The sequence below is a fragment of the Streptomyces sp. NPDC005775 genome (assembly GCF_042871565.1).
Lineage (GTDB): Bacteria > Actinomycetota > Actinomycetes > Streptomycetales > Streptomycetaceae > Streptomyces.
The window spans coordinates 168,472-187,643 of the sequence record NZ_JBIAIU010000015.1 but is presented as its reverse complement, the minus strand read 5'-3'; the positions used below and the strand labels follow the sequence as shown (position 1 = coordinate 187,643).

The 19,172-nt window shown below is 71.1% G+C and carries 23 protein-coding genes; 11 read left to right on the top strand and 12 right to left on the bottom strand.

Features of this window, described 5'->3' with window-relative positions:
• The 3 genes from ACFYPA_RS30285 to ACFYPA_RS30275 all read left to right on the top strand — a co-directional run bounded on the left by ACFYPA_RS30285 (position 1) and on the right by ACFYPA_RS30275 (position 1,693).
• Positions 1–732 (top strand): transcriptional regulator, encoded by a 732-nt coding sequence (locus ACFYPA_RS30285; protein WP_359083005.1) that lies wholly within the window; start codon positions 1–3, stop codon positions 730–732.
• Between the two features lie 38 nt (positions 733–770).
• Positions 771–1,244, top strand: coding sequence for a roadblock/LC7 domain-containing protein (locus ACFYPA_RS30280; RefSeq protein WP_359082925.1), 474 nt, complete (start codon positions 771–773; stop codon positions 1,242–1,244).
• A gap of 74 nt (positions 1,245–1,318) precedes the next feature.
• Complete coding sequence (locus tag ACFYPA_RS30275; protein ID WP_359082923.1) at positions 1,319–1,693, top strand: hypothetical protein; 375 nt, start codon at positions 1,319–1,321, stop codon at positions 1,691–1,693.
• A gap of 459 nt (positions 1,694–2,152) precedes the next feature.
• Here ACFYPA_RS30275 and ACFYPA_RS30270 read toward each other — a convergent pair whose 3' ends face one another.
• Positions 2,153–2,998 carry a MurR/RpiR family transcriptional regulator gene (locus ACFYPA_RS30270; RefSeq protein ID WP_359083004.1) on the bottom strand — a complete coding sequence of 282 codons (846 nt, stop codon included), beginning with the start codon at positions 2,996–2,998 and terminating at the stop codon, positions 2,153–2,155.
• Between the two features lie 99 nt (positions 2,999–3,097).
• Positions 3,098–3,544, bottom strand: coding sequence for a MarR family transcriptional regulator (locus ACFYPA_RS30265; protein WP_359082921.1), 447 nt, complete (start codon positions 3,542–3,544; stop codon positions 3,098–3,100).
• A gap of 59 nt (positions 3,545–3,603) precedes the next feature.
• Here ACFYPA_RS30265 and ACFYPA_RS30260 point away from each other — a divergent pair, with 59 nt between their 5' ends.
• Together ACFYPA_RS30260 and ACFYPA_RS30255 are read left to right on the top strand one after the other, a co-directional pair.
• Complete coding sequence (locus ACFYPA_RS30260) at positions 3,604–3,987, top strand: hypothetical protein (protein WP_359082919.1); 384 nt, start codon at positions 3,604–3,606, stop codon at positions 3,985–3,987.
• 77 nt (positions 3,988–4,064) lie between these two features.
• Complete coding sequence (locus ACFYPA_RS30255) at positions 4,065–4,493, top strand: hypothetical protein (protein WP_359315054.1); 429 nt, start codon at positions 4,065–4,067, stop codon at positions 4,491–4,493.
• A gap of 15 nt (positions 4,494–4,508) precedes the next feature.
• Here ACFYPA_RS30255 and ACFYPA_RS30250 read toward each other — a convergent pair whose 3' ends face one another.
• Positions 4,509–5,270: an SDR family oxidoreductase gene (locus tag ACFYPA_RS30250; RefSeq protein ID WP_359082915.1), complete on the bottom strand. Its 762-nt coding sequence runs from the start codon at positions 5,268–5,270 to the stop codon at positions 4,509–4,511.
• A gap of 149 nt (positions 5,271–5,419) precedes the next feature.
• Between ACFYPA_RS30250 and ACFYPA_RS30245 the strand changes: the two genes are divergently transcribed.
• Positions 5,420–6,289, top strand: coding sequence for a helix-turn-helix transcriptional regulator (locus ACFYPA_RS30245; protein WP_359082913.1), 870 nt, complete (start codon positions 5,420–5,422; stop codon positions 6,287–6,289).
• Positions 6,290–6,587: 298 nt separating this feature from the next.
• Here the strand turns inward: ACFYPA_RS30245 and ACFYPA_RS30240 are convergent, their stop codons facing one another.
• Entirely contained in the window at positions 6,588–8,000 is a 1,413-nt protein-coding gene (locus tag ACFYPA_RS30240) for a cystathionine beta-synthase (protein WP_389135495.1), read from the bottom strand.
• Positions 8,001–8,177: 177 nt separating this feature from the next.
• Between ACFYPA_RS30240 and ACFYPA_RS30235 the strand changes: the two genes are divergently transcribed.
• The 3 genes from ACFYPA_RS30235 (at position 8,178) to ACFYPA_RS30225 (ending at position 11,896) form a co-directional block, all read left to right on the top strand.
• Complete coding sequence (locus tag ACFYPA_RS30235; protein WP_359083003.1) at positions 8,178–9,233, top strand: SGNH/GDSL hydrolase family protein; 1,056 nt, start codon at positions 8,178–8,180, stop codon at positions 9,231–9,233.
• A 176-nt stretch (positions 9,234–9,409) separates the two neighbouring features.
• Complete coding sequence (locus ACFYPA_RS30230) at positions 9,410–10,630, top strand: acetyl-CoA C-acetyltransferase (protein WP_359315057.1); 1,221 nt, start codon at positions 9,410–9,412, stop codon at positions 10,628–10,630.
• 396 nt (positions 10,631–11,026) lie between these two features.
• Positions 11,027–11,896: a hypothetical protein gene (locus ACFYPA_RS30225; RefSeq protein WP_359315060.1), complete on the top strand. Its 870-nt coding sequence runs from the start codon at positions 11,027–11,029 to the stop codon at positions 11,894–11,896.
• 105 nt (positions 11,897–12,001) lie between these two features.
• Here ACFYPA_RS30225 and ACFYPA_RS30220 read toward each other — a convergent pair whose 3' ends face one another.
• Complete coding sequence (locus ACFYPA_RS30220; protein WP_359082905.1) at positions 12,002–12,319, bottom strand: hypothetical protein; 318 nt, start codon at positions 12,317–12,319, stop codon at positions 12,002–12,004.
• 98 nt (positions 12,320–12,417) lie between these two features.
• Positions 12,418–13,305, bottom strand: coding sequence for a Bax inhibitor-1/YccA family protein (locus tag ACFYPA_RS30215; RefSeq protein ID WP_359082903.1), 888 nt, complete (start codon positions 13,303–13,305; stop codon positions 12,418–12,420).
• A gap of 212 nt (positions 13,306–13,517) precedes the next feature.
• Here ACFYPA_RS30215 and ACFYPA_RS30210 point away from each other — a divergent pair, with 212 nt between their 5' ends.
• Positions 13,518–14,453, top strand: a complete 936-nt coding sequence (locus ACFYPA_RS30210; protein ID WP_389135490.1) for an aldo/keto reductase — start codon at positions 13,518–13,520, stop codon at positions 14,451–14,453.
• A gap of 23 nt (positions 14,454–14,476) precedes the next feature.
• Entirely contained in the window at positions 14,477–14,836 is a 360-nt protein-coding gene (locus ACFYPA_RS30205; protein ID WP_359082899.1) for a MerR family transcriptional regulator, read from the top strand.
• 35 nt (positions 14,837–14,871) lie between these two features.
• On the opposite strand, the gene ACFYPA_RS30200 is transcribed toward ACFYPA_RS30205, so the two are convergent.
• From ACFYPA_RS30200 to ACFYPA_RS30175, 6 genes are all read right to left on the bottom strand, one after another.
• Entirely contained in the window at positions 14,872–15,456 is a 585-nt protein-coding gene (locus ACFYPA_RS30200) for a DinB family protein (protein ID WP_389135486.1), read from the bottom strand.
• An 80-nt stretch (positions 15,457–15,536) separates the two neighbouring features.
• Entirely contained in the window at positions 15,537–15,923 is a 387-nt protein-coding gene (locus tag ACFYPA_RS30195) for a DUF4259 domain-containing protein (protein WP_359082895.1), read from the bottom strand.
• A 119-nt stretch (positions 15,924–16,042) separates the two neighbouring features.
• Positions 16,043–16,456 carry a DUF3592 domain-containing protein gene (locus tag ACFYPA_RS30190; protein WP_359082893.1) on the bottom strand — a complete coding sequence of 138 codons (414 nt, stop codon included), beginning with the start codon at positions 16,454–16,456 and terminating at the stop codon, positions 16,043–16,045.
• 9 nt (positions 16,457–16,465) lie between these two features.
• Complete coding sequence (locus ACFYPA_RS30185) at positions 16,466–16,915, bottom strand: hypothetical protein (RefSeq protein ID WP_389135482.1); 450 nt, start codon at positions 16,913–16,915, stop codon at positions 16,466–16,468.
• Positions 16,916–16,958: 43 nt separating this feature from the next.
• A complete protein-coding gene (locus tag ACFYPA_RS30180) occupies positions 16,959–17,549 on the bottom strand; it encodes a hypothetical protein (protein WP_359082889.1) in 591 nt (196 codons plus the stop codon).
• 25 nt (positions 17,550–17,574) lie between these two features.
• Positions 17,575–19,155 carry a hypothetical protein gene (locus ACFYPA_RS30175; protein WP_359082887.1) on the bottom strand — a complete coding sequence of 527 codons (1,581 nt, stop codon included), beginning with the start codon at positions 19,153–19,155 and terminating at the stop codon, positions 17,575–17,577.
• Between the last annotated feature and the right edge of the window lie 17 nt (positions 19,156–19,172).

The following is a 19,172-nucleotide window of genomic DNA, read 5'->3' as shown; positions in this document are numbered from 1 at the left end:
ATGCTTCAGCGCCTCGCCGCGGAACGGGCCACCGGCGCCCTGATGCGCGACCGAGGCACCCTCTACCTGGCCGACGGCAAGGTGGTGCACGCCGAGAGCCCCGCCACCCCGGGCATCGACGTCCTGCTCACCCGGGGCGGCGCCCTGCACCGCGAGGGCTGGTGGGACGCGGTCGCCCAGGCCGGTGCCGGGCAGCGCGTGGGCCGCTACCTCGTGGACAGCGGCCGGGTGCCGGGCGGCGCCCTGGAGCTGTGCCACCTGGGCGCCCTGTACGACGCCGCGTTCTTCGCCCTCGCCCCGACCCGGACACCGGCCCGCTTCCGCTACGGGGTCGCCCACTGGATCGGCCCCGTCCGCCCCGTCCCCGTGGACGCCGTGCAGCGCGAGACGCTCCGGCGCCGGGAACTCCTGGACCGGATCTGGCCGGAGGCGGTGACCGACAGCGCCCCGCTCGTGGCCACCGGAAGCCCGGACGACTCCCCCGTGCCGCCGCGCCAGCGCCGCGTTCTGGAGCGCGTGGACGGGGTACGCACGGCCACGGACATCGCGCAGGAGCTGGGCAGATCGGCGTTCCACACCCTGGTCGACCTGCGCCGCCTGGCGGCCGCCGGACTGGTCGCCGCGGTACGGCAGCCGGCGGATCCGGCCGCCCGCGTCGCGCTCCCCGACGTCACGGCCGACCCCGACGTCGCCCTGCTGCGCCGGCTCCGAGACGCATTGGAGGCCCTGTGATACGCGCGCTCAGACAGCGTGCCGGGAGGAGACAACTGATGGTGGCCGAGGCCGAAGTACGGGATGTCCTGGCCGAGCTCCAGCGGTTACGCGCCCGGGTTCCGCTCCTCTCCGGCGCCCTGGCGGCCAGTACCGACGGTCTCGTCCTGGCCCATGACACCCCGGGGGTGGAGGCGGAGGGCGTCGCGGCGCTGACCGCCGCCGCACTCGGCGTCTCGATCCGGATGACCGACGCGACCGGCCGGGGCGGCTTCCGCGAACTCCTCGTACGCGGCGAGACGGGTTACATCGCGACGTACGCCGCCGGTTCCTCGGCCGTGCTGACCCTGCTCGCCGAGGACCGGATCAACGTCGGCCGGCTCCATCTGGAGGGCCGCAGGTCCGGCACCCGGATCGGCGAGCTCGTCGACACCGCCCTGGAGCGCGCCCCACAACAGCCCGCCCCGAACCCCCGGGCCCCGGTGCCCCACACCCCGCAGCAGCCCGGCACCCTGCCGCACCGCACGACATGACTCCGAACGAGCCCCGCACCACGCAGAAACGGAACCGGTCGTCCCGACCGGTCAGGGAAAGGAAACGAGCACCCATGGCGAACACCGAAGCGGCACTGAAGGAAGCGATGTCGTCCATCGAGGGCACCGTCGGTGTCGCCCTCGTCGACTACACGAGCGGCATGGCGCTGGGCACCCTCGGCGGCGGCAAGGACTTCAACCTGGAGGTCGCGGCCGCCGGCAACACCGACGTCGTACGCGCCAAGCTCCGCACCATGGAGCACCTCGGCATCAAGGACGAGATCGAGGACATCCTGATCACGCTGGGCACCCAGTACCACCTGATCCGGCTGCTCAAGACGCGTGGCAACAACGGCCTGTTCCTCTACCTGGTGCTGGACGGCGGCCGCGCGAACCTGGCCATGGCCCGCCACCAGTTGAGGAAGATCGAGGCCGACCTGGAGATCTGACGCCCGGTCGACGACAGCGCCGGCGTCCACCGGGTGCGGGGTTCCGTCCTCAATCGCCGGACGGGCTCCGGTTGTGGGTGGGGGTCCGGGGGCCCTCCGGGGCGTCTCCTCAAACGACGAACGTTCGGCGGGTACGCGATGGACCCAGGTCGATGTTCGTCGTCCTGCGGGGACTCCCCTGCACGCCCCCGAACCCGCCCGCCGTGAGTCTGCACCAATCGTCCCACCGGCGTGCAGACGCAGGAGCGACCGGGTGGGGGCGTGCAGGGCAGTCCCCGCAGAAAATGGCGTACGACCCGGGCACCTGCTCGTCGTCGGGCGCACACGCCATTTTTGAGGAGTCTGCCCGGAGGGCCCCCACCCCCACCCACCGCACAGAAACGCACCCCGGGGGCCCCGCACACCAGCCCGTCCGGCGATTGAGGACGGAACCCCGCCGCCCCGGAAAGGGGCAAGCGCTCACTCGACGAACAGCCCCCGCACCACCGCACCCGCGTCGAACTCCTCCAGCCGGGCCTGCGCGTCGGGCAGGTGGTCGCACATGGCCTCCAGCAGCACCCGCCCCAGCAGCATCGGCGCACACGCGGTGTCGAAGGCGAGGCCCGTCCCGACGGCGGCGGGGATCAGCAGATCGCTGTGCGCGGCCACCGGGGCGAAGGCGGAGTCCGCGACCGACACCACGACGAGTCCCTGGTCGCGCGCGTGGGCGAGGGCGTCCACGACCTCGCGGGGGTGGCGGGGCAGCGCGAAACAGATCAGCGCGCTCGCCCCGGCCCGCCGGGCCGCGTCGATCCGGTCGTGCAGCATGCTGCCGCCCTCGTCGAGCACCCGGACGTCCGGGTGCACCTTGGCGGCGAAGTATCCGAAGCCCCGCGCCTGCGAGGACGCGGCGCGCAGCCCGAGCACGAGGAGGGGCCGCGAGGCGGCGAGGAGCCTGCCTGCCCGCTCGACGGGCCCCGGGTCGGCGAGCAGTTCGGCGAGGTGGCGCAGATTCTCGATCTCGCCGAGCACCGCCTGCTGGTACTCGTTGTACGCGTCCTCCCCGTCGCCCTCGCCGGGTCCGGCCGGGGCGACCTCGCGCAGGTGCTTGCGCAGCGCGGGATAGCCGTCGAAGCCGAGGGCGACGGCGAACCGGGTGACGGAGGGCTGGCTGACCCCGGCGAGTTCGGCCAGTTCGACGCTGGAGAGGAACGGGGCGTCGCCGGCCCTGCGCACCATCGAGTGCGCGATGCGCCGCTGGGTGGGCGTGAGCCTGCGCCCCTCGAACAGCTGCTGCACCCGCGCGGCCGGGCTGCTCCCGCTCATCATGACCCCTCGGTAGATCCGTCACGCCGGAACCGGCACCGACGAATCCATTCAGCCAGCAAGCCGTCTGCATGTCCATATGCAGAAGCCCCTGCGCACCTATCCGGGCAGGCCCGCCCGCTCCGCCAGCACGGCCAGGGCCTCGTGCAGGCCGTCCCGGGTCGCGTCGTCGAGCCCGGCCGTCAACTCCTCGTCGATGGCGCGGGCCGTCGTCGTGCACAGGGCGAGCAGGTCGCGGCCCCGGCCGGTGAGGGTGAGGACCTGGCGGCGACGGTCGGCCGGGTCGCGCTCACGGGCGACCGCACCGAGCTCCTCCAGGTGATCGGCGAGGCCGACCACCAGGCTGGGCGTCACCCCCATGGCGCGGGCGATCTCCTGCTGCGAGGCTGCCGCACCGCCGGCCAGCAGGGCCATCAGCCCGGCGTGCTTGGGCTTGAGTCCGTGGACGGCGATCCGCTCGGCGAACCGGTCGGCGGTGATCGCGCCGAGCATGCCGAGCCGGAAGCTCGCGGTGTCGGTCAGCTTCTCCTGCTTGACATCCTTCACGCTCCGCACCATATCATCGGCACATCATTCACAGTGTTAATGATTAACGAGGTGACGCTATGCGGCGTACTGTGCTCGTTCTCAACGCGGCCATGGCCGTGGGCTCGGCCGTCTCGGCCGTGATCGGGGTGCTGCACCCCACCCTCGTACTGCCGGCCGGCACCGAGCCGACCGCCGGGCTCCGCATGTACGCCGAGGCGTACGCGGTCCGCGCCGTCCCGCTCGCCGTCGTGCTCATCCATCTGCTCCGGCGCGAACACCGCGCGCTCGTACCGGTCCTGGCCGTGGCCGGCGTCGCCCAGCTCGGTGATCTGTACATCGGCATCGACCAGGGGATCTCGGGCATGGCCGTCGGAGGGGCGCTCGGGGCGGCCCTTCACCTCGCCACCGCCTCCTGGCTGAGCCGGCGCAGGGGGACCGGCACCCTGCGGACCGCGCCATGAGACCGGGATGACCAGCCGCCGGAAACAGGGGGGTTAGCCCCACTGACCCGGCCGACCCCGCTTCGTACCGTGGAACCATGGACGCACCCGACACCGAGCTCAAGAAAGAGCTCAAGGCCACCCTTCAGGCCCGCAGCGAGCTGGGGGCCGAGTACGAGTCCGCGCTCGTCGAGTCGTTCCTCGAGAAGGTCGAGCAGCGGCTCGACGGCACGCTCGACCGCCGGGTCCGGCGCCATCTCGCGGAGCAGCAGATCAACGTCGCCCGGGGCGCGCGCACCCCGCGGCAGCCGCTGGAACACTTCGGTGAGCGCTTCGGCTTCGGGATCATCTCGATGATCCTGGCGATCCCGCTGTCCGCCATCGGCGTCGCGAACGCGGGGATCCAGGGGCTTGTCGTGGCCTGGCTCGGCATCGTCGGCGTGAATGTCGTCCAGGCCGCTCACGGCGGGCGGCTGTTCAAGCGCCGGGAGGACGAGCGGCGGTCGGCGTCCGACTGGGAGGACTGAGCGGAGCGGCCGCCCTCAGGCCTGACGGGTCGGCAGCACGACCACCTGACGCAGGTTGATGTGGCGTGCGCGGCTGGTCGTGTACGCGATCAGGTCGGCGATCTCGTCACTGGAGAGCCCGCCGAGCGCGTCGAACATGCCGTCGAGCTGACCGCTGAGTTCCGCGTTGTCGACGTGTCCGGCCAGTTCGGAGTCGGTGAGGCCGGGCTCGATGTTCGTGACGCGGACATCACGCGGGCCGAGTTCGGTGCGCAGCGAGGCCGACAGGTAGGTGAGGGCGGCCTTCGTGGCCCCGTACACGGCGTAGTTGGGGAACGTGACGTGCGCGCCGATCGACGAGATGTTGACCAGGTCGGCGGTGCGGCCCTCGGCGGCGGCCGCCACCAGGTCGGCCGTGAAGGCCCTGATGATGCGCAGGACGCCCGTGACGTTGGTGTCGAGCATCCGCTGCCACTCGTCGGCGCGGCCCGCGTCGACCGGGTTCGGCAGCATCACACCGGCGGCGTTGACCACCAGGTCCACCGGGCCGAACTCGGCGTGCACCCGCTCGGCGGCGGCGTCCACGGATGCCTGGTCGGTGACGTCGGTGACCACGACGAGCGCCTGACCGCCCCCGGCGGTGATCTTCTCGGCGAGCTCCTCCAGCCGCTCCGCGCGGCGGGCCAGCAGCGCCACCCTGACCCCCTGGGCGGCGAGCAGCCGGGCGGTCGCGTTCCCCATGCCGCTGGCGGCCCCGGTGATGACGGCGGTGCGGCCTGCGAGCGTTGCGTACGACATGTCCGTACTCCTCGGTGCTGTTGCCGCCGGGGCGCTTCCCCGGCGTGGACCCCACTCTGTGACGTCGCGCGGCGGCTACCCAGGGATGCGTCTTTCCTGGGTCCGGCAGTACCAGGCTGGGGAACGGCCCGTCTTCTACGATCGGCGGCATGGACGGCGACCTCGGAGACTTCCTCCGCTCACGACGTGCCCGCATCCAGCCCGAGGACGTGGGGCTGAACTCCTATGGCCGAAGGCGCGTTCCCGGGCTCCGGCGCGAGGAGGTGGCCCAGCTCGCCGGGGTCAGCGTCGACTACTACATCCGGCTGGAACAGGGCCGCGGCCCGAGCGTCTCGGACGCCGTGCTCGACGCGATAGCGCGGGTGCTCCGGCTGGACGGGACGGAGCACGCCTACCTGCGCACGGTGGCCCGCCCGGCCCCGCGCAAGGCGGCTCCGCCCGCCGCGCAGCGGGTACGGCCGGGGCTGCGGCTGCTCCTGGACTCGTTCGACCGGGCCCCGGCCTTCCTCCTGGGCCGCCGGATGGACGTCCTGGCGTGGAACGCGCTGGGTGACGCGGTCGTCGGCTTCTCCCGGATGGCCGCCGGTGAGCGCAACATGCCGCGCCAGACGTTCCTGGAACCGGCGGCCCGTGAGCTGTACCCGGACTGGCCGGCGGTCGCGGCGGAGACCGTCGCGTACCTGCGCCTGGACGCGGGACTCCACCCCGACGACAAGCAGCTCGCCACTCTGGTCGGCGAACTGTCCCTGAAGAGCGAGGACTTCCGCCGGCTGTGGGCGGACCATCAGGTGAAGGCGAAGACGTACGGCGTGAAGCGGATCGACCACCCGCTCGTGGGCGGCCTGACGCTGCCGTACGAGACGCTGGGCGTGCCGGGCGACCCCGATCAGTCCCTCGTCGTCTACACGCCGGAGCCCGGATCCGAGACGGCGGAGCGCATCGCCCTGCTGGCGAGCTGGGCGGCAGCCCCCACGGCACGGGACGGGGACGAGGAGGGGGCGCGCGACCTGCGCGCGTAGACGCCGTAGGCAGACGCCATGGACAGACGCGGATGTGTCGCGGGGACCGCCGCACCCCCGGTTTCCCAGGGGGCGGGACGACGGCGGTCCCCGCGAAGGACGCGGTCCGGGTCAGGGCCGGATACCGCGTCCGGGCGACGGTGGAGGTCCGGGAGCCGCTCCGTAGTCCGTGTCGCCGTTCCGGTGCCGGTGGGCTTCCCCGCCGGCACCCATCAATCTGCCCGAGCCGTGTTAAGCCGGTGCTGCGGCCACGTGTCGCGCTCGTACCGTTTTCGCGAAGCGCGCGTTGCGGACCGCGTTACGCCTTGGGGCCGGGGGCCGGCGCCTCCTTGGCGAGGAAGGCCAGCAGGTCCTGGCGGCTGACGACCCCCTTCGGCTTGCCCTCCACCAGCACGATCGCCGCGTCGGCCGCGCCCGTGCCGCCGAGCACCGCCATCAGGTCCTCGACCGGTTCGCCGGAGCCGACCTGCGGCAGCGGCGGCGACATGTGCTTCTCCAGCGGGTCGGTGAGCGAGGCCTGCTGGGCGAAGAGCGCGTTCAGCAGCTCCCGTTCGACGACCGAGCCGATGACCTCGGCGGCCATCACGTCGGGGTGCCCGGCGCCCGGCTTCACGATCGGCATCTGCGAGACGCCGTACTCGCGCAGCACGTCGATCGCCTCGCCGACGGTCTCCTCCGGGTGCATGTGGACGAGCGTCGGGATCGGACCCGCCTTGTAGTCGAGGACGTCGGCGACGCGCGCGGACGGGCCGGTGTCCTCCAGGAAGCCGTAGTCCGCCATCCACTCGTCGTTGAAGATCTTGCTCAGGTAACCGCGGCCGCTGTCCGGCAGCAGGACGACGACCACGTCCTCGGGCCCGAGGCGCTTCGCGACCTCCAGGGCGCCGACGACCGCCATGCCGCAGGAACCGCCGACGAGCAGCCCCTCCTCCTTGGCGAGCCGGCGGGTCATCTGGAAGGAGTCCTTGTCGGACACGGCGACGATCTCGTCGGTGACCGTCCGGTCGTACGCCGACGGCCAGAAGTCCTCACCGACGCCCTCGACCAGGTACGGCCGCCCGGAGCCACCGGAGTAGACGGAGCCCTCCGGGTCGGCGCCGACGACCTTGACGGCGCCGCCGCTGGCCTCCTTCAGGTAGCGGCCGGTGCCGCTGATCGTGCCGCCGGTGCCGACCCCCGCCACGAAGTGGGTGATCTTCCCCTCCGTCTGCTCCCACAGCTCGGGACCGGTGGTCTCGTAGTGGGAGCGCGGGTTGTTCGGGTTGGAGTACTGGTCGGGCTTCCAGGCTCCCGGCGTCTCACGGACCAGCCGGTCCGAGACGTTGTAGTACGAGTCCGGGTGCTCCGGGTCGACCGCCGTCGGGCAGACGACGACCTCGGCGCCGTAGGCGCGCAGCACGTTGATCTTGTCCGTGGACACCTTGTCCGGGCAGACGAAGATGCACTTGTAGCCCTTCTGCTGCGCGACGATCGCCAGGCCGACGCCCGTGTTGCCGCTCGTCGGCTCGACGATCGTGCCGCCGGGCTGCAGCGCACCGCTCTGTTCGGCGGCCTCGATCATGCGCAGGGCGATCCGGTCCTTGACCGATCCGCCGGGGTTGAAGTACTCGACCTTGGCCAGGACCGTCGCCTGGATGCCGGCCGTGACACTGCGCAGCCTCACCAGCGGGGTATTGCCAACGAGGCTGATCATCGAATCGTGGAATTGCACCGTGTACTCCGGGGTCTCCGAGATGGTGCCGCAAGAGTATGCGTACGGGCACGAGATTGGGCGAAGCGATTGAACGACGGCCACTTGGGGGCAGTTAGCTCTGTGTGAGGCGGTACGACGGTACGGGTGAGGCCGTAAGGCAACGAGGAGGTGGACCGGACTGTGTCGAGGGCGAGGGTGGCACGGCGGATCGCGGCGGGCGCGGCCTACGGCGGTGGCAGCATCGGGCTGCTGGGCGCCGCGGCGGTGGGCGTTCTGCTGGCGGAGGTCCAGCTGGCGAAGCGGCAGGTGGGCGGCGGCACCGCGCCGGTCCCGCCGAGCGCGGACGGGCGGTACGGGGTGGCGTTCGCCGGCCCTACGGATCCGCTGCGGTTCGGGTTGCTCGGGGACTCCACGGCGGCCGGACAGGGCGTGCGCAGGGCCGGGCAGACTCCGGGGGCGCTGCTCGCGTCGGGGCTGGCCGCGGTGTCGGAACGGCCGGTGGACCTGCGTAACGTCGCGCAGCCGGGGGCACGGTCGGACGATCTGGAGCGGCAGGTCTCGGTGCTGCTCGCTGACCCGGCCCGGGTGCCGGACGTCTGCGTGATCATGATCGGTGCGAACGACGTGACGCACCGGATGCCCGCCACCCAGTCGGTGCGCTGTCTGACGACGGCGGTGCGCAGGCTGCGCACGGCGGGGGCCGAGGTCGTCGTGGGCACCTGCCCGGACCTGGGCACGATCGAGCCGGTCTACCAGCCGCTGCGGTGGATGGCCCGGCGGGTCAGCCGGCAGCTGGCGGCGGCGCAGACGATCGGTTCGGTGGAGCAGGGCGGGCGCACGGTGTCGCTGGGCGACCTGCTGGGCCCGGAGTTCGAGGCGAACCCCCGGGAGCTGTTCGGCCCGGACAACTACCACCCGTCGGCGGAGGGGTACGCGACGGCCGCGATGGCGCTGCTGCCGACGCTCTGCGCGGTGCTGGGCCTGTGGCCGGAGACCGACCGTCTGGACGGGGCCCGGCGCGAGGACATGCTGCCGGTGGCCAAGGCGGCCTCCCAGGCGGCCAAGGAAGCCGGTACGGAGGTCACGGGGGCCCGGGCGCCCTGGGCGCTCCTCAAGCACCGCAGGCGGCGGCGCCTGCCCGCGCCCACGGAGCCGCACCCGCACCCGGAGATGCACGGGGAGCCGGGCGGCTCGACGCGGGTGGAACGGCACCCGGGCACGGATACGGACACCGCGCCGCGGCACGCCTGAGGGTGAGGGGTGCGGGCTTCGCACCCCTCGTTCCGGGCGGGACTCCCAGCGGACTGAGCGGTCGCTTAGAAAAGAGGTCCGCATCACACGCCCTGTCGGGTGACCTCAGCAGTACGTCCGGGTAACTTCCAGAGCAGTCCTGCCAGACAGCCTTCCAGCCCTCATGGAGCCGCGTGATGCCCGAAGCCGTGATCGTCTCTGCTGCCCGTTCGCCCATCGGCCGGGCCTTCAAGGGTTCACTGAAGGACCTGCGCGCGGACGACCTGACCGCCACGATCATCCAGACCGCCCTCGCCAAGGTCCCCGAGCTGGACCCGAAGGACATCGACGACCTGATGCTCGGCTGCGGCCTCCCCGGCGGCGAGCAGGGCAACAACCTGGGCCGCATCATCGCCGTACAGATGGGAATGGACCACCTTCCCGGCTGTACGGTCACGCGCTACTGCTCGTCCTCCCTGCAGACCAGCCGCATGGCGCTGCACGCCATCAAGGCCGGCGAGGGCGACGTCTTCATCTCCGCCGGTGTGGAGATGGTGTCCCGCTTCGCGAAGGGCAACTCCGACAGCCTGCCGGATACCCGCAACCCGCTCTTCGCCGACGCCGAGGCCCGCACCGCGGCCCGCGCCGAGGAGTCCGGAGCGAGCTGGCACGACCCGCGCGAGGACGGTCTGGTCCCGGACGCGTACATCTCGATGGGTCAGACGGCGGAGAACCTGGCCCGGGTCAAGGGCGTCACCCGTCAGGACATGGACGAGTTCGGCGTCCGCTCGCAGAACCTCGCCGAGGAAGCCCTCAAGAACGGTTTCTGGGAGCGCGAGATCACCCCGGTGACGACCCCGGACGGCACGGTGGTCTCCAAGGACGACGGTCCGCGTGCGGGTGTCTCCCTGGAGGGCGTGCAGGGCCTGAAGCCGGTCTTCCGCCCCGACGGCCTGGTCACCGCGGCCAACTGCTGCCCGCTCAACGACGGCGCGGCGGCGCTCGTGATCATGTCCGACACCAAGGCGCGCGAGCTGGGCCTGACCCCGCTGGCACGGATCGTCTCCACCGGAGTCTCGGGCCTCTCCCCCGAGATCATGGGCTACGGACCGGTCGAGGCGAGCAAGCAGGCGCTGAAGCGGGCCGGGCTGACGGTCGACGACATCGACCTGGCCGAGATCAACGAGGCGTTCGCCGCCCAGGTGATCCCGTCCTACCGCGACCTGGGCCTGCCGCTGGACAAGGTCAACGTCAACGGCGGCGCCATCGCCGTCGGCCACCCCTTCGGCATGACCGGCGCCCGGATCACCGGCACGCTGATCAACAGCCTGCAGTTCCACGACAAGCAGTTCGGTCTGGAGACCATGTGCGTGGGCGGCGGCCAGGGCATGGCGATGGTCATCGAGCGACTGAGCTGAGCCGAAGCGGAACGGACGCGACCGCAGGAAAGAGCGGCTGAGCCGAGCCGGAGCGAGGAGCCGGGGCACACACGCCCCGGCTCTTCGCAACTCCCGGGAATTCCGTGACTCTCCGGATCCACCGGATCACCCGCCACCCGCCTCCGCCGGGCCCACACCGCCTTCCGGGCCCTTCGGTCCGGCGAAGTGGCCGGTTCCGAGCTCCGACCGTGACCGAATCTCCCCCAGGATGTGACCTATCTCCTGAAGGAGAGTCATTCCCGCAGGTCACACCAGCAACAGGGTTAAACCCTGGGCACAAAGACCTGTCCAATTCGTGACGTAATGCACTGACACAGGGTGCCGGTAGAGGACAAGCTGATGTAGGAAGTCGGGGGATCGATTGAAACCGGGAGTATGTCAGTGAGCGCCATGCCTCTTGCCCTGTTGCTGACCACCGCCGCCGCCACGGCCGTGGGCGCTGCCGCTCTGCACGCCGCTCACGGGCTGCGTCAGCAGGTTGCCGCCCTGCGGAGGGAGCTTGCCGACGGCCGCGCCCATAGTGCAGCCGTACCCGCTCAGAGCCGTAACGAAGCCACCCCTGCCGCGGAAATACGCGCGGCGGTCGCCGAGGCGCTGGCCGAGGAGCGGGAGCGCGAGCTCGCCGAGGCCCGTGCCTTCTGGGCCACCCAGGAGGCGCGCGACGCCGCCGACGCCCCGTCCCTGCTGGGCGGACTGGCCGGGCTGGGCGAGGACGCCCCGTTCTTCATGCCGCGCCAGAGCGACTTCACCGGGCTGGAGTCGATGGACCTCGACGCCACGGAGGCGTTCGAGGAACTGACGGAGCTCGCCGAGCTGACGGAACTGGCCGACATGGCCGAGCTCCCGGAGACGGCCGAGTTCGCCGAGGACTCCCCCGAGCTGGCCGCGGCTCGCCGCCGCCACCCCTCGCACCCCGACTTCGTGCCGGTGCAGACGCCCGTCGTCACCGACCACGAGCGCACGGTGAACCGCCTGGAGGAGCTGGCCGACAGCCGGACGGAACTCTCCGACGTGCGCCCCGGCCCGCTCGGCACGCTCGACGTGTACGTCTTCGCCGACGGCACCACGCTCTGCATGACCCCCGGACACCGCGAGACGGCCGAACAGCTGGCCGCGTCGCTGCGGGCCGGCGAGCACCCCGTGCTCCTGGGAGGTTCCGGCGTCTCCGGCGCGTACGCGCTGACGTTCTCGTGCGGCAAGGACAACGTCTACATACTGGCCGACCGCGTCATCGCGAGCTTCTAGCCCGCGGACCGGTCTCCGGCCCCACCCCGGGCACTGCGGCCCCCGTCGGCCGCTGCCCCAGATCAGCGCGCACTCAGCGCCCGTTCAGCACCGGCCCGCGCGCCCTCACTCGAACGCCCGCGCTGCCGCTTCCTCGACGAACCGCACGGCCTCGTCCAGCTCCACGGACGGGGCCATTTCCAGTGCCACGGCCAGATCCCGGCCCGCGACGGCAAGCTGGTCGCCGATGGCGAAGATCCCGGCGTCCGGCATGATCCGCGGCTCCCGGTCCGGCGCCTCGACACGTTGCGCCCGCACCGCCAGCTCCCTGGCCGCGGCCAGTCCCCCGGCCGCCGCTCCCCGCTGCAGCCTGCTCTGCGGGGCGGCGCGCAGCCGGTCGGCGAATCGGTCCACGGCGGTGATCAGGGGCGTCGTATCGAGCACCCCGCGACCCTACGCGCCCCTCCCGGGCAACGGAAACGGCCCGCGGGCTCCGTGGAGGAGCCTGCGGGCCGTCGCCGCGATCGGACGCAGCGTTATGACTAGTCGTCGCCGCTGAGGATGGAGAGCAGACGCAGCATCTCCAGGTAGATCCACACCAGGGTCATGGTGAGGCCGAAGGCCGCCAGCCAGGACTCCTCGCGCGGAGCGCCGTACGCGATGCCGTCCTCGACCTGCTTGAAGTCCAGAGCCAGGAAGCACGCACCGAGGATGATGCCGACGACACCGAAGAGGATGCCGAGGCCGCCGCTGCGGAAGCCCAGGCCGTCACCGCCACCGAACGCGGCGAACAGCAGGTTGACCACCATCAGGAGCATGAAGCCCATGGCGGCGGCCATCACGAAGCCGTAGAACCGGCGGGTGACGCGGATCCAGCGCATCTTGTACGCGAGCAGGACACCGGCGAAGACACACATGGTGCCCAGCACGGCCTGCATCACGACGCCCGGTGAGATGTACGTGCTCACCGCGCTGGAGATGACCCCGAGGAACACACCCTCGAAGGCCGCGTACGCGATGATCAGCGCGGGGACGGGCGTGCGCTTGAAGGACTGGACGAGCGACAGCACGAAGGCGATCAGCGCGGCGCCGATCGCGATGCCGTACGACTTGCCCAGGTTGGCCTCGTCGACCGGCAGCAGGGCCCAGGCGAGCGCGGCACCGAGCACGACGGTGCCCAGCGTCAGCGCCGTGCGGGTGACGACGTCGTCGATCGTCATCACACCGGAGCGCGCCGGCGCCTGCGGGGCGCCGTACTGGGTGTCCTGCTGGGCGTACGGGTTGGTGGCGTACGGGTTCGGGGCGGTGCCCTGTGCGTACGGGTTGGCACCCGCTGCGGGGGCCCCGGCCTGCGGTGACGCGTTGAAGCCCGCGTGACCGTTGTCGCGGCTGAAGCCCCGTCGCGAGAAGACCGGGTTGCTGCTCCTCATCTCACTCCTCCATGGCCACCCAGCGTGGCCTTGGAACAAGAGTAATGGGTAGGCAAAACAAACTCCCTAGTGCCAGGGGAGGATCTTTCCGCCGCCGCCGGCCGGCGGGAGAGATCGACACACCCGGAGGCGGCACCGCGTACGGCGTGCTCCCGGACCGCTCGTCGCGATCGCTTGACCTGGAGCGCGCTCCAGATCCGAGGATGGGCGGCATGGACACCAAAGACCCCCAGATCATCCTCGGCACCATGGACTTCGGCACCCGCGTCGCCCCGGACCGCGCCTTCGCGATCCTCGATTCCTTCGTCGCCGGCGGCGGTGTCTGGCTGGACACCGCTAACTGCTACTCCTTCTGGAACGACCCCACCGGTGTCGGCGGCGCCAGTGAACGCGTCATCGGCGCGTGGCTGAAGGCCCGCCCCGGAGCGCGCGACACCGTGCGGATCGCGACGAAGGTCCGCCACAACCCACGCGTCCCGCACTCGGCGGAGAGCGCCGAGGGGCTTTCGGCGCGCGCCGTTCACGCCGGTGCGGAGGAGAGCCTGGAGCGGCTCGGAGTCGATCACGTCGATCTGCTCTGGGCCCACGCGGAGGACCGCGGCGTGCCGCTGGAGGAAACCGTCGGGGCGTTCGGCGACCTGGTCGCCAAGGGAGTGGCACTGCGGGTCGGGGCCGCGAACCACGCCGCCTGGCGCGTCGAGCGCGCCCGGGCCCTGGCCCGGGAGCAGGGCGTGGAACCGTGGACGTGCCTGGAACTGCGCCACTCGCTCGTCCAGCCGCGCCCCCTCACCCCGCTCGCGGAGGGCGGCCACCGCATGCTCACCGCCGATGACCTCGACCTCGCACGGTCGGAGGGGCTCGCGGTGTGGTCGTACAGCTCACTGATGTGGGGTTCCTACGTGCGCACGGACAAGCCGCTTCCGTCGACCTATGATCACCCCGGCACCACGCGGGTCCTCGCGGTACTGGACGACCTCGCCGACGAACTCACGGCCACCAGGAACCAGGTCGTCCTGGCATGGCTCATGCGGCAGGGGATCGACCCCATCGTCGGCGCGAGCCGGGTGGAGCAGATCGAGGAAGGACTCGCCGCACGCCGAGTGGCGCTCGGCACCGAGCACCTGGCGCGTCTCGCCGAAGCGCGGTAGCGGCTGTGCCGGAAGGAGCTTCCATGACCACCCTCACTCCGGCGGCTGCCGCCGACCGCACCGGCGTCTCCATCGACACCCTGCGGTACTACGAGCGCGAAGGGCTGATCGGCCCCATCCGGCGCTCCGCCGGCGGACGCCGGGAGTACACGGAGGACGACGTCTTCTGGATCGGTCTCGTCACGTGCTTCCGCGAGGCCGGTCTCGGCATCGCGGACCTGCGCGGGTTCGTCGCCATCCTGCGTACCGCACACGCTCCGCAGGAGCGGGTCGCCTTCCTGCGCGAGCGCCGGACGGCCCTGGAGCAGCGGGTGGCGGCGCTGCACCGGGCCATGGGGGTCCTCGACGACAAGATCGCCTACTACGGCGGATCCACCGGCTGACACCGGCGACCCCGCACACGATGCGGCGGCGGCTGTTACGTCGCAGCCGCCTCCCTGGCCGCTCGCTCCACCCGCTCCCGGTGCCCCGCCCACCAGGCCGCATCGCCGGGCGCCATGTTGGGCCCCTGTTCCCGCTGCCCCGTGGCCCCGTCGATCAGCTCGCGGACGACGTCGGCGTGCCCCGCGTGCCGCTGGGTCTCGGCGACCATGTGGACGAGGGCCCGGTGGAGCGTGAGTTCCCTGCCCTCTCCCCCGGGGAGAGGGCCCGTCGCGTCGAGGTCCAGTGCGTCGATCGTCGCGTCGGAGTGGGCCCACACCCGGCGGTACCGCGCCACCGTCTCCGCGCGGGTCTCGTCCGCCGTCGCCCACAGGTCGGCGTTCGGCTCGGCGTCACCGGCGATCCAGAGGTCCGGCGCGTCGACCGGGCGTCCGAAGACGTCGCCGAAGTAGAACGCCTCGGCTCCGGTGACGTGCTTGACCAGGCCCAGCAGGTTGGTGCCGGTAGGCGTCAGGGGCCGCCGGATGTCGTACTCCGACAGTCCTTCCAGCTTCCACAGGAAAACGTCGCGGGCGTCCTGCAGGTATACGTGCAGGTCCTTCTTGTGGTCAGTCGCGCTCATGGCACCAACGTGCCGGTCACGCGCTCCGGGAGCAACGGCTTATCCGCCGGGGAAGGGCGGGGCAGAGGCGGGTCAGACCCCTACTCCGCCACCGCGGACGCCGCAGCCGTCGACGCCTCGGCCAGGCGCTCGAACGTCTGGTTGAGCACCGCCCTGCGCTCCTCCTTGTAGGCGGGCTTCGGCTCCAGGCCGTCGATCGTCGCCTCCCACACCGCCAGGAACGTCTTCTGCCACGACCGGATCAGCTCGGGCGGCGGCAGGGTCACGCCCACCCAGCCCTGGCGGTCCAGTACGAGCAGCAGTTCCAGGTTGCAGGGGACGGTCACGCCCCCGTACTCGTCCGGTTCGAGCTCCACCGGATCACCGGCCATCGCTTCCGTCACCTCGGCCACCAGCCGGGCGGCCAGGTCCCCGAGATGGTCCGCCGCCGTATCGCTGTCGAAGTTGCCCGCGCCCCACGTGCCCACTGTCCCGCCTCCGCGCCGTGCGTCGTCGCTTCCTGACTGCTCATCACAGCAGAGGGCACTGACAATCGGAGGGACAGCCGGTCAGGAGAACAGGTCGCGGCCAGGAGAAAAGGTGCCGGTCAGGAGAACAGGTTCTCCGGGAAGTCCGTGAGGAACATCAGCAGCACCAGCCCCATCAGCAGCAGGGAGAGGGCCCCCTCGGCCAGCGCGGCGCGCGGGCTGCCCGCCAGGGTGGCCGTCCGTTGCGGGTCGGCGGGGTCGTAGCGGACCGTGACCCGCGCCCCCTCGTGGAAACGCTTGGTGCCGGCGTTTTGGAACTCGACCCACTGCCCGTCCTGTGCCGTGAACGCGAAGACGTGCCAGGCCCGCCGGTCGCCCGACGAGCCCGTCGCCGAGTCGCGCTCGTGCACCCGGACGCAGCGTGCCGGGGCGGACACGCCGGAGCGTGTGCCGCGCAGCTGCTGGACGGTCCGGGTCAGGGATCTGAAGCCCAACAGCGCGACCACAGTGATGAGTACGAGCGACGTGTCCATGGAGTCCTTCTACCCGTTGCGCAGCCTGTCGACCAGGAAGCCCACCGCACAGCCGGCCACCAGGACCACCAGCTGCACCAGGAACGTGATGACCGTGAGATCGCTCCCCTGGGAGAAGAAGATCACCACCTGGAGTACGACGGCGGGGGTGAAGGCCGCGACGAAGTGCCGTATCCGCGACTCCCGCGACGCCCCTCGGTGCACGGCCGCCGCGGCCCAGACGCCCAGCGCGACACAGGCCGCGGACGGCAGGTGCAGCAGAAGGACGGTGCGGACGGGGGACGCCATGCCGGTGACGTCGTCGCCCGTGATGACGTCCCAGACGAGTACGGCGAGGGCGAGCTGCGTCACCAGCGTCACCAGGATGCCCGCGGCCCAGGGCAGCATGAAGTCCATCAGCCGCGGCCGGTCGTGGACGGGCGCGGGGGCGTACCCGCGGCGTGCGTCGTATCTGGACATTCGGCTGCCTCCTCGTCGTGGCCGGGCGCTCGGGGGTCGGGGGCTACTTCACCTGGATGCTGTCGACGATCTTCGTCCGGTCCGCGTCGCTGAGCTTGCCCTCCTGGGCGTCGATGCGGACGGAGTAGATCTTCCCCTCGGAGTCGACGCCCGTGATGACCACGCCGTCGACCTTCGCGCCCTTCGGGGGCGACTGCGGCACACCCGTACCGGTGTAGGTGAAGTCGATGCGCTTGGCATCCTTCGCACCCTTGATGTCCGCGTTCTTGGTGCTCTTGACCTCGGTGGTCGCCATGAGGAGCGCCCGGCCGACCGAGGCGGCGTCGTCACCGGTGGAGGCGTTGGCGAAGCCGCTCTGGATCGACACCTTCACCGTCGGCCGGTCCCCCTCGCTCCGCAGGGCCGCGGCGTCGTTGAGCTTGCCGCGCTCGGCCTTGCTCTGCTCGGTGAGGCCGGGCGGGTAGGCCAGCGACACCGTGGGGCCGGTGAGCTTCTTCCAGCCGCTGGGCGCGGCGGGCGCGGCCGTGTCCGCGCCCTTCTCGCCGCCGCACGCGGCGAGCATCAGACCCGCGGTGAGGACGGCGGTCGTGACGGCGACAGTCCGCACCGTCCGCCGGACGGAAAGCTTGGTCATGATCACGTCTCCTTGTACCGGTGCATCACTTGGCACAGTAGCTGTACGGGAAGAACGAGCGCTGTCCAGCGGAAGGAGCGCCCAGGAACTCGGCCTTGGTCAGGTTCTTCTCCGTCTCGGAGCTGGTGTAGGCGCCGTTGATCCCGGCGACTTCCAGGTTGATGTCGAGGCCGATCTCCTCGGACGAGGAGGATCCGTCGTACTCCTGCTTGCTGACCTGGCCGTGGTTGAACGCGTAGTGGCCGAACGGGTCGCCCGCACCGGGGTCCTTGGTCGGCACCGGTGTCCCGGTGAAGAGGTAGTTGAAGGCGCTGTTCATGCCCTGGCCCGAGAACATCTGGGCCTTGATGGCGTCGGACTCGGCCTGGGACATGTTCTTGTCGTCCAGCGGGACGGTGGTGGTGATGACCTGGGTGGTCGTCCCGCCGCCCTTCTGGTTGCCGTTCACGTCGCCCTTGAGACCGGCGTTGGCCTCGGCCTTGCCCTCCAGGGTCCGCGTCATCGTGATGCTCTTCACCTTGCCGGTCTTGCTGTCGACCGTGACGGTGATGGCGCCCGCCGCCGAACCGGACGCCTCCGCGCCCGCCTTGGCCGGTCCGGCCTCGCCCTTCGCGTACGCACCGCCGGTGGCCTTGGCCTGGTAGGTGTACGCGTCGGTGTTGTTGATGTGGTTCTGCGTCAGCGTGACTTCCTGGGCCTCGGAGATCTTGAGGCCGGCCTCGATGGTGGCGCCGGGCTTCGGGGCCGGGGTGGTCGTGCCGTCCGGGTTGGTCGTGTCGGGGGCGTTCATCCCCGCGCCGAACTGGAAACCGGCCTGGGCGGCGACTTCGAGGCTGATCTTCTGGGTGGTGATGTGCTTGTTGCCGAGCCTGTCCTCGATGTTCTGCTTGAGGCGGCTCTCCTTGGCCTTCGGCCCCTTGCCGAACCAGCTGGCGATCTCCGTGGAACCGCCCACGATGGGGCTGAGGTTGGAGAGCTTGTTCAGCCGGCTGAGCTTCTTGTACTCCTCCAGGTCCTTGCGGAACTGGTCCGCTTCCTCCTGGCTGTCGAAGACCCACGTGTCGCCCGTGGTGACGGTGAGTCCCGCGCCGATCTCGACCTTGTCCTTGCCCACGTCACCGATCTTGATGCGGGCCTTGGGTTTCTCCGTGCCCTTGATCGACCCGGCGTCCGTGAAGGTGAGCGAGACCTGCTCGTCCTTGTCGTCGATCTTTCCGTCTTTGTTGACGTCCGTCTTGGCCTTGGTCGTCGTCTCCTCGAAACCGAACTCGCCGCCGAACTCGACACCGAGCGTCTCGAAGGAGACCCCGAACTTGCCGCCCTGCGTCCCGGACCTGGTCACCGTGGCGCAGGTGAGGGGCTCGAACTCGGCGTTGGGATCGCCGCCCGCCTCCCCGCCCTTGCCGCCGCACCCGGCGCTGCCACCGCCGACCGACGAGACGAGGCACTGGATCCGGTCGCTGATCTGCCCACCGAGGCCGGCCACCGCCATGCCGCCGATGAGGGCCACGACGACCAGAATCGTGCCGAGGTACTCGAACGCGGTGGCCCCCCGGTCACCCCATCTGCTGCTGGGTATGGTCCCCCGATACCTCGTCCGCGGCATGGCTTGTCCTCCCGTAT

Bases quoted from the DNA above. Each gene is read 5' to 3' on its own strand.
- ACFYPA_RS30175 (WP_359082887.1), bottom strand. From the start codon at position 19,155: ATGCCGCGGACGAGGTATCGGGGGACCATACCCAGCAGCAGATGGGGT.
- ACFYPA_RS30280 (WP_359082925.1), top strand. From the start codon at position 771: ATGGTGGCCGAGGCCGAAGTACGGGATGTCCTGGCCGAGCTCCAGCGG.
- ACFYPA_RS30245 (WP_359082913.1), top strand. From the start codon at position 5,420: ATGGACGGCGACCTCGGAGACTTCCTCCGCTCACGACGTGCCCGCATC.
- ACFYPA_RS30200 (WP_389135486.1), bottom strand. From the start codon at position 15,456: ATGAGCGCGACTGACCACAAGAAGGACCTGCACGTATACCTGCAGGAC.
- ACFYPA_RS30210 (WP_389135490.1), top strand. From the start codon at position 13,518: ATGGACACCAAAGACCCCCAGATCATCCTCGGCACCATGGACTTCGGC.
- ACFYPA_RS30190 (WP_359082893.1), bottom strand. From the start codon at position 16,456: ATGGACACGTCGCTCGTACTCATCACTGTGGTCGCGCTGTTGGGCTTC.
- ACFYPA_RS30230 (WP_359315057.1), top strand. From the start codon at position 9,410: ATGCCCGAAGCCGTGATCGTCTCTGCTGCCCGTTCGCCCATCGGCCGG.
- ACFYPA_RS30250 (WP_359082915.1), bottom strand. From the start codon at position 5,270: ATGTCGTACGCAACGCTCGCAGGCCGCACCGCCGTCATCACCGGGGCC.
- ACFYPA_RS30285 (WP_359083005.1), top strand. From the start codon at position 1: ATGCTTCAGCGCCTCGCCGCGGAACGGGCCACCGGCGCCCTGATGCGC.
- ACFYPA_RS30180 (WP_359082889.1), bottom strand. From the start codon at position 17,549: ATGACCAAGCTTTCCGTCCGGCGGACGGTGCGGACTGTCGCCGTCACG.
- ACFYPA_RS30215 (WP_359082903.1), bottom strand. From the start codon at position 13,305: ATGAGGAGCAGCAACCCGGTCTTCTCGCGACGGGGCTTCAGCCGCGAC.
- ACFYPA_RS30205 (WP_359082899.1), top strand. From the start codon at position 14,477: ATGACCACCCTCACTCCGGCGGCTGCCGCCGACCGCACCGGCGTCTCC.
- ACFYPA_RS30225 (WP_359315060.1), top strand. From the start codon at position 11,027: ATGTCAGTGAGCGCCATGCCTCTTGCCCTGTTGCTGACCACCGCCGCC.
- ACFYPA_RS30185 (WP_389135482.1), bottom strand. From the start codon at position 16,915: ATGTCCAGATACGACGCACGCCGCGGGTACGCCCCCGCGCCCGTCCAC.
- ACFYPA_RS30260 (WP_359082919.1), top strand. From the start codon at position 3,604: ATGCGGCGTACTGTGCTCGTTCTCAACGCGGCCATGGCCGTGGGCTCG.
- ACFYPA_RS30275 (WP_359082923.1), top strand. From the start codon at position 1,319: ATGGCGAACACCGAAGCGGCACTGAAGGAAGCGATGTCGTCCATCGAG.
- ACFYPA_RS30270 (WP_359083004.1), bottom strand. From the start codon at position 2,998: ATGAGCGGGAGCAGCCCGGCCGCGCGGGTGCAGCAGCTGTTCGAGGGG.
- ACFYPA_RS30255 (WP_359315054.1), top strand. From the start codon at position 4,065: ATGGACGCACCCGACACCGAGCTCAAGAAAGAGCTCAAGGCCACCCTT.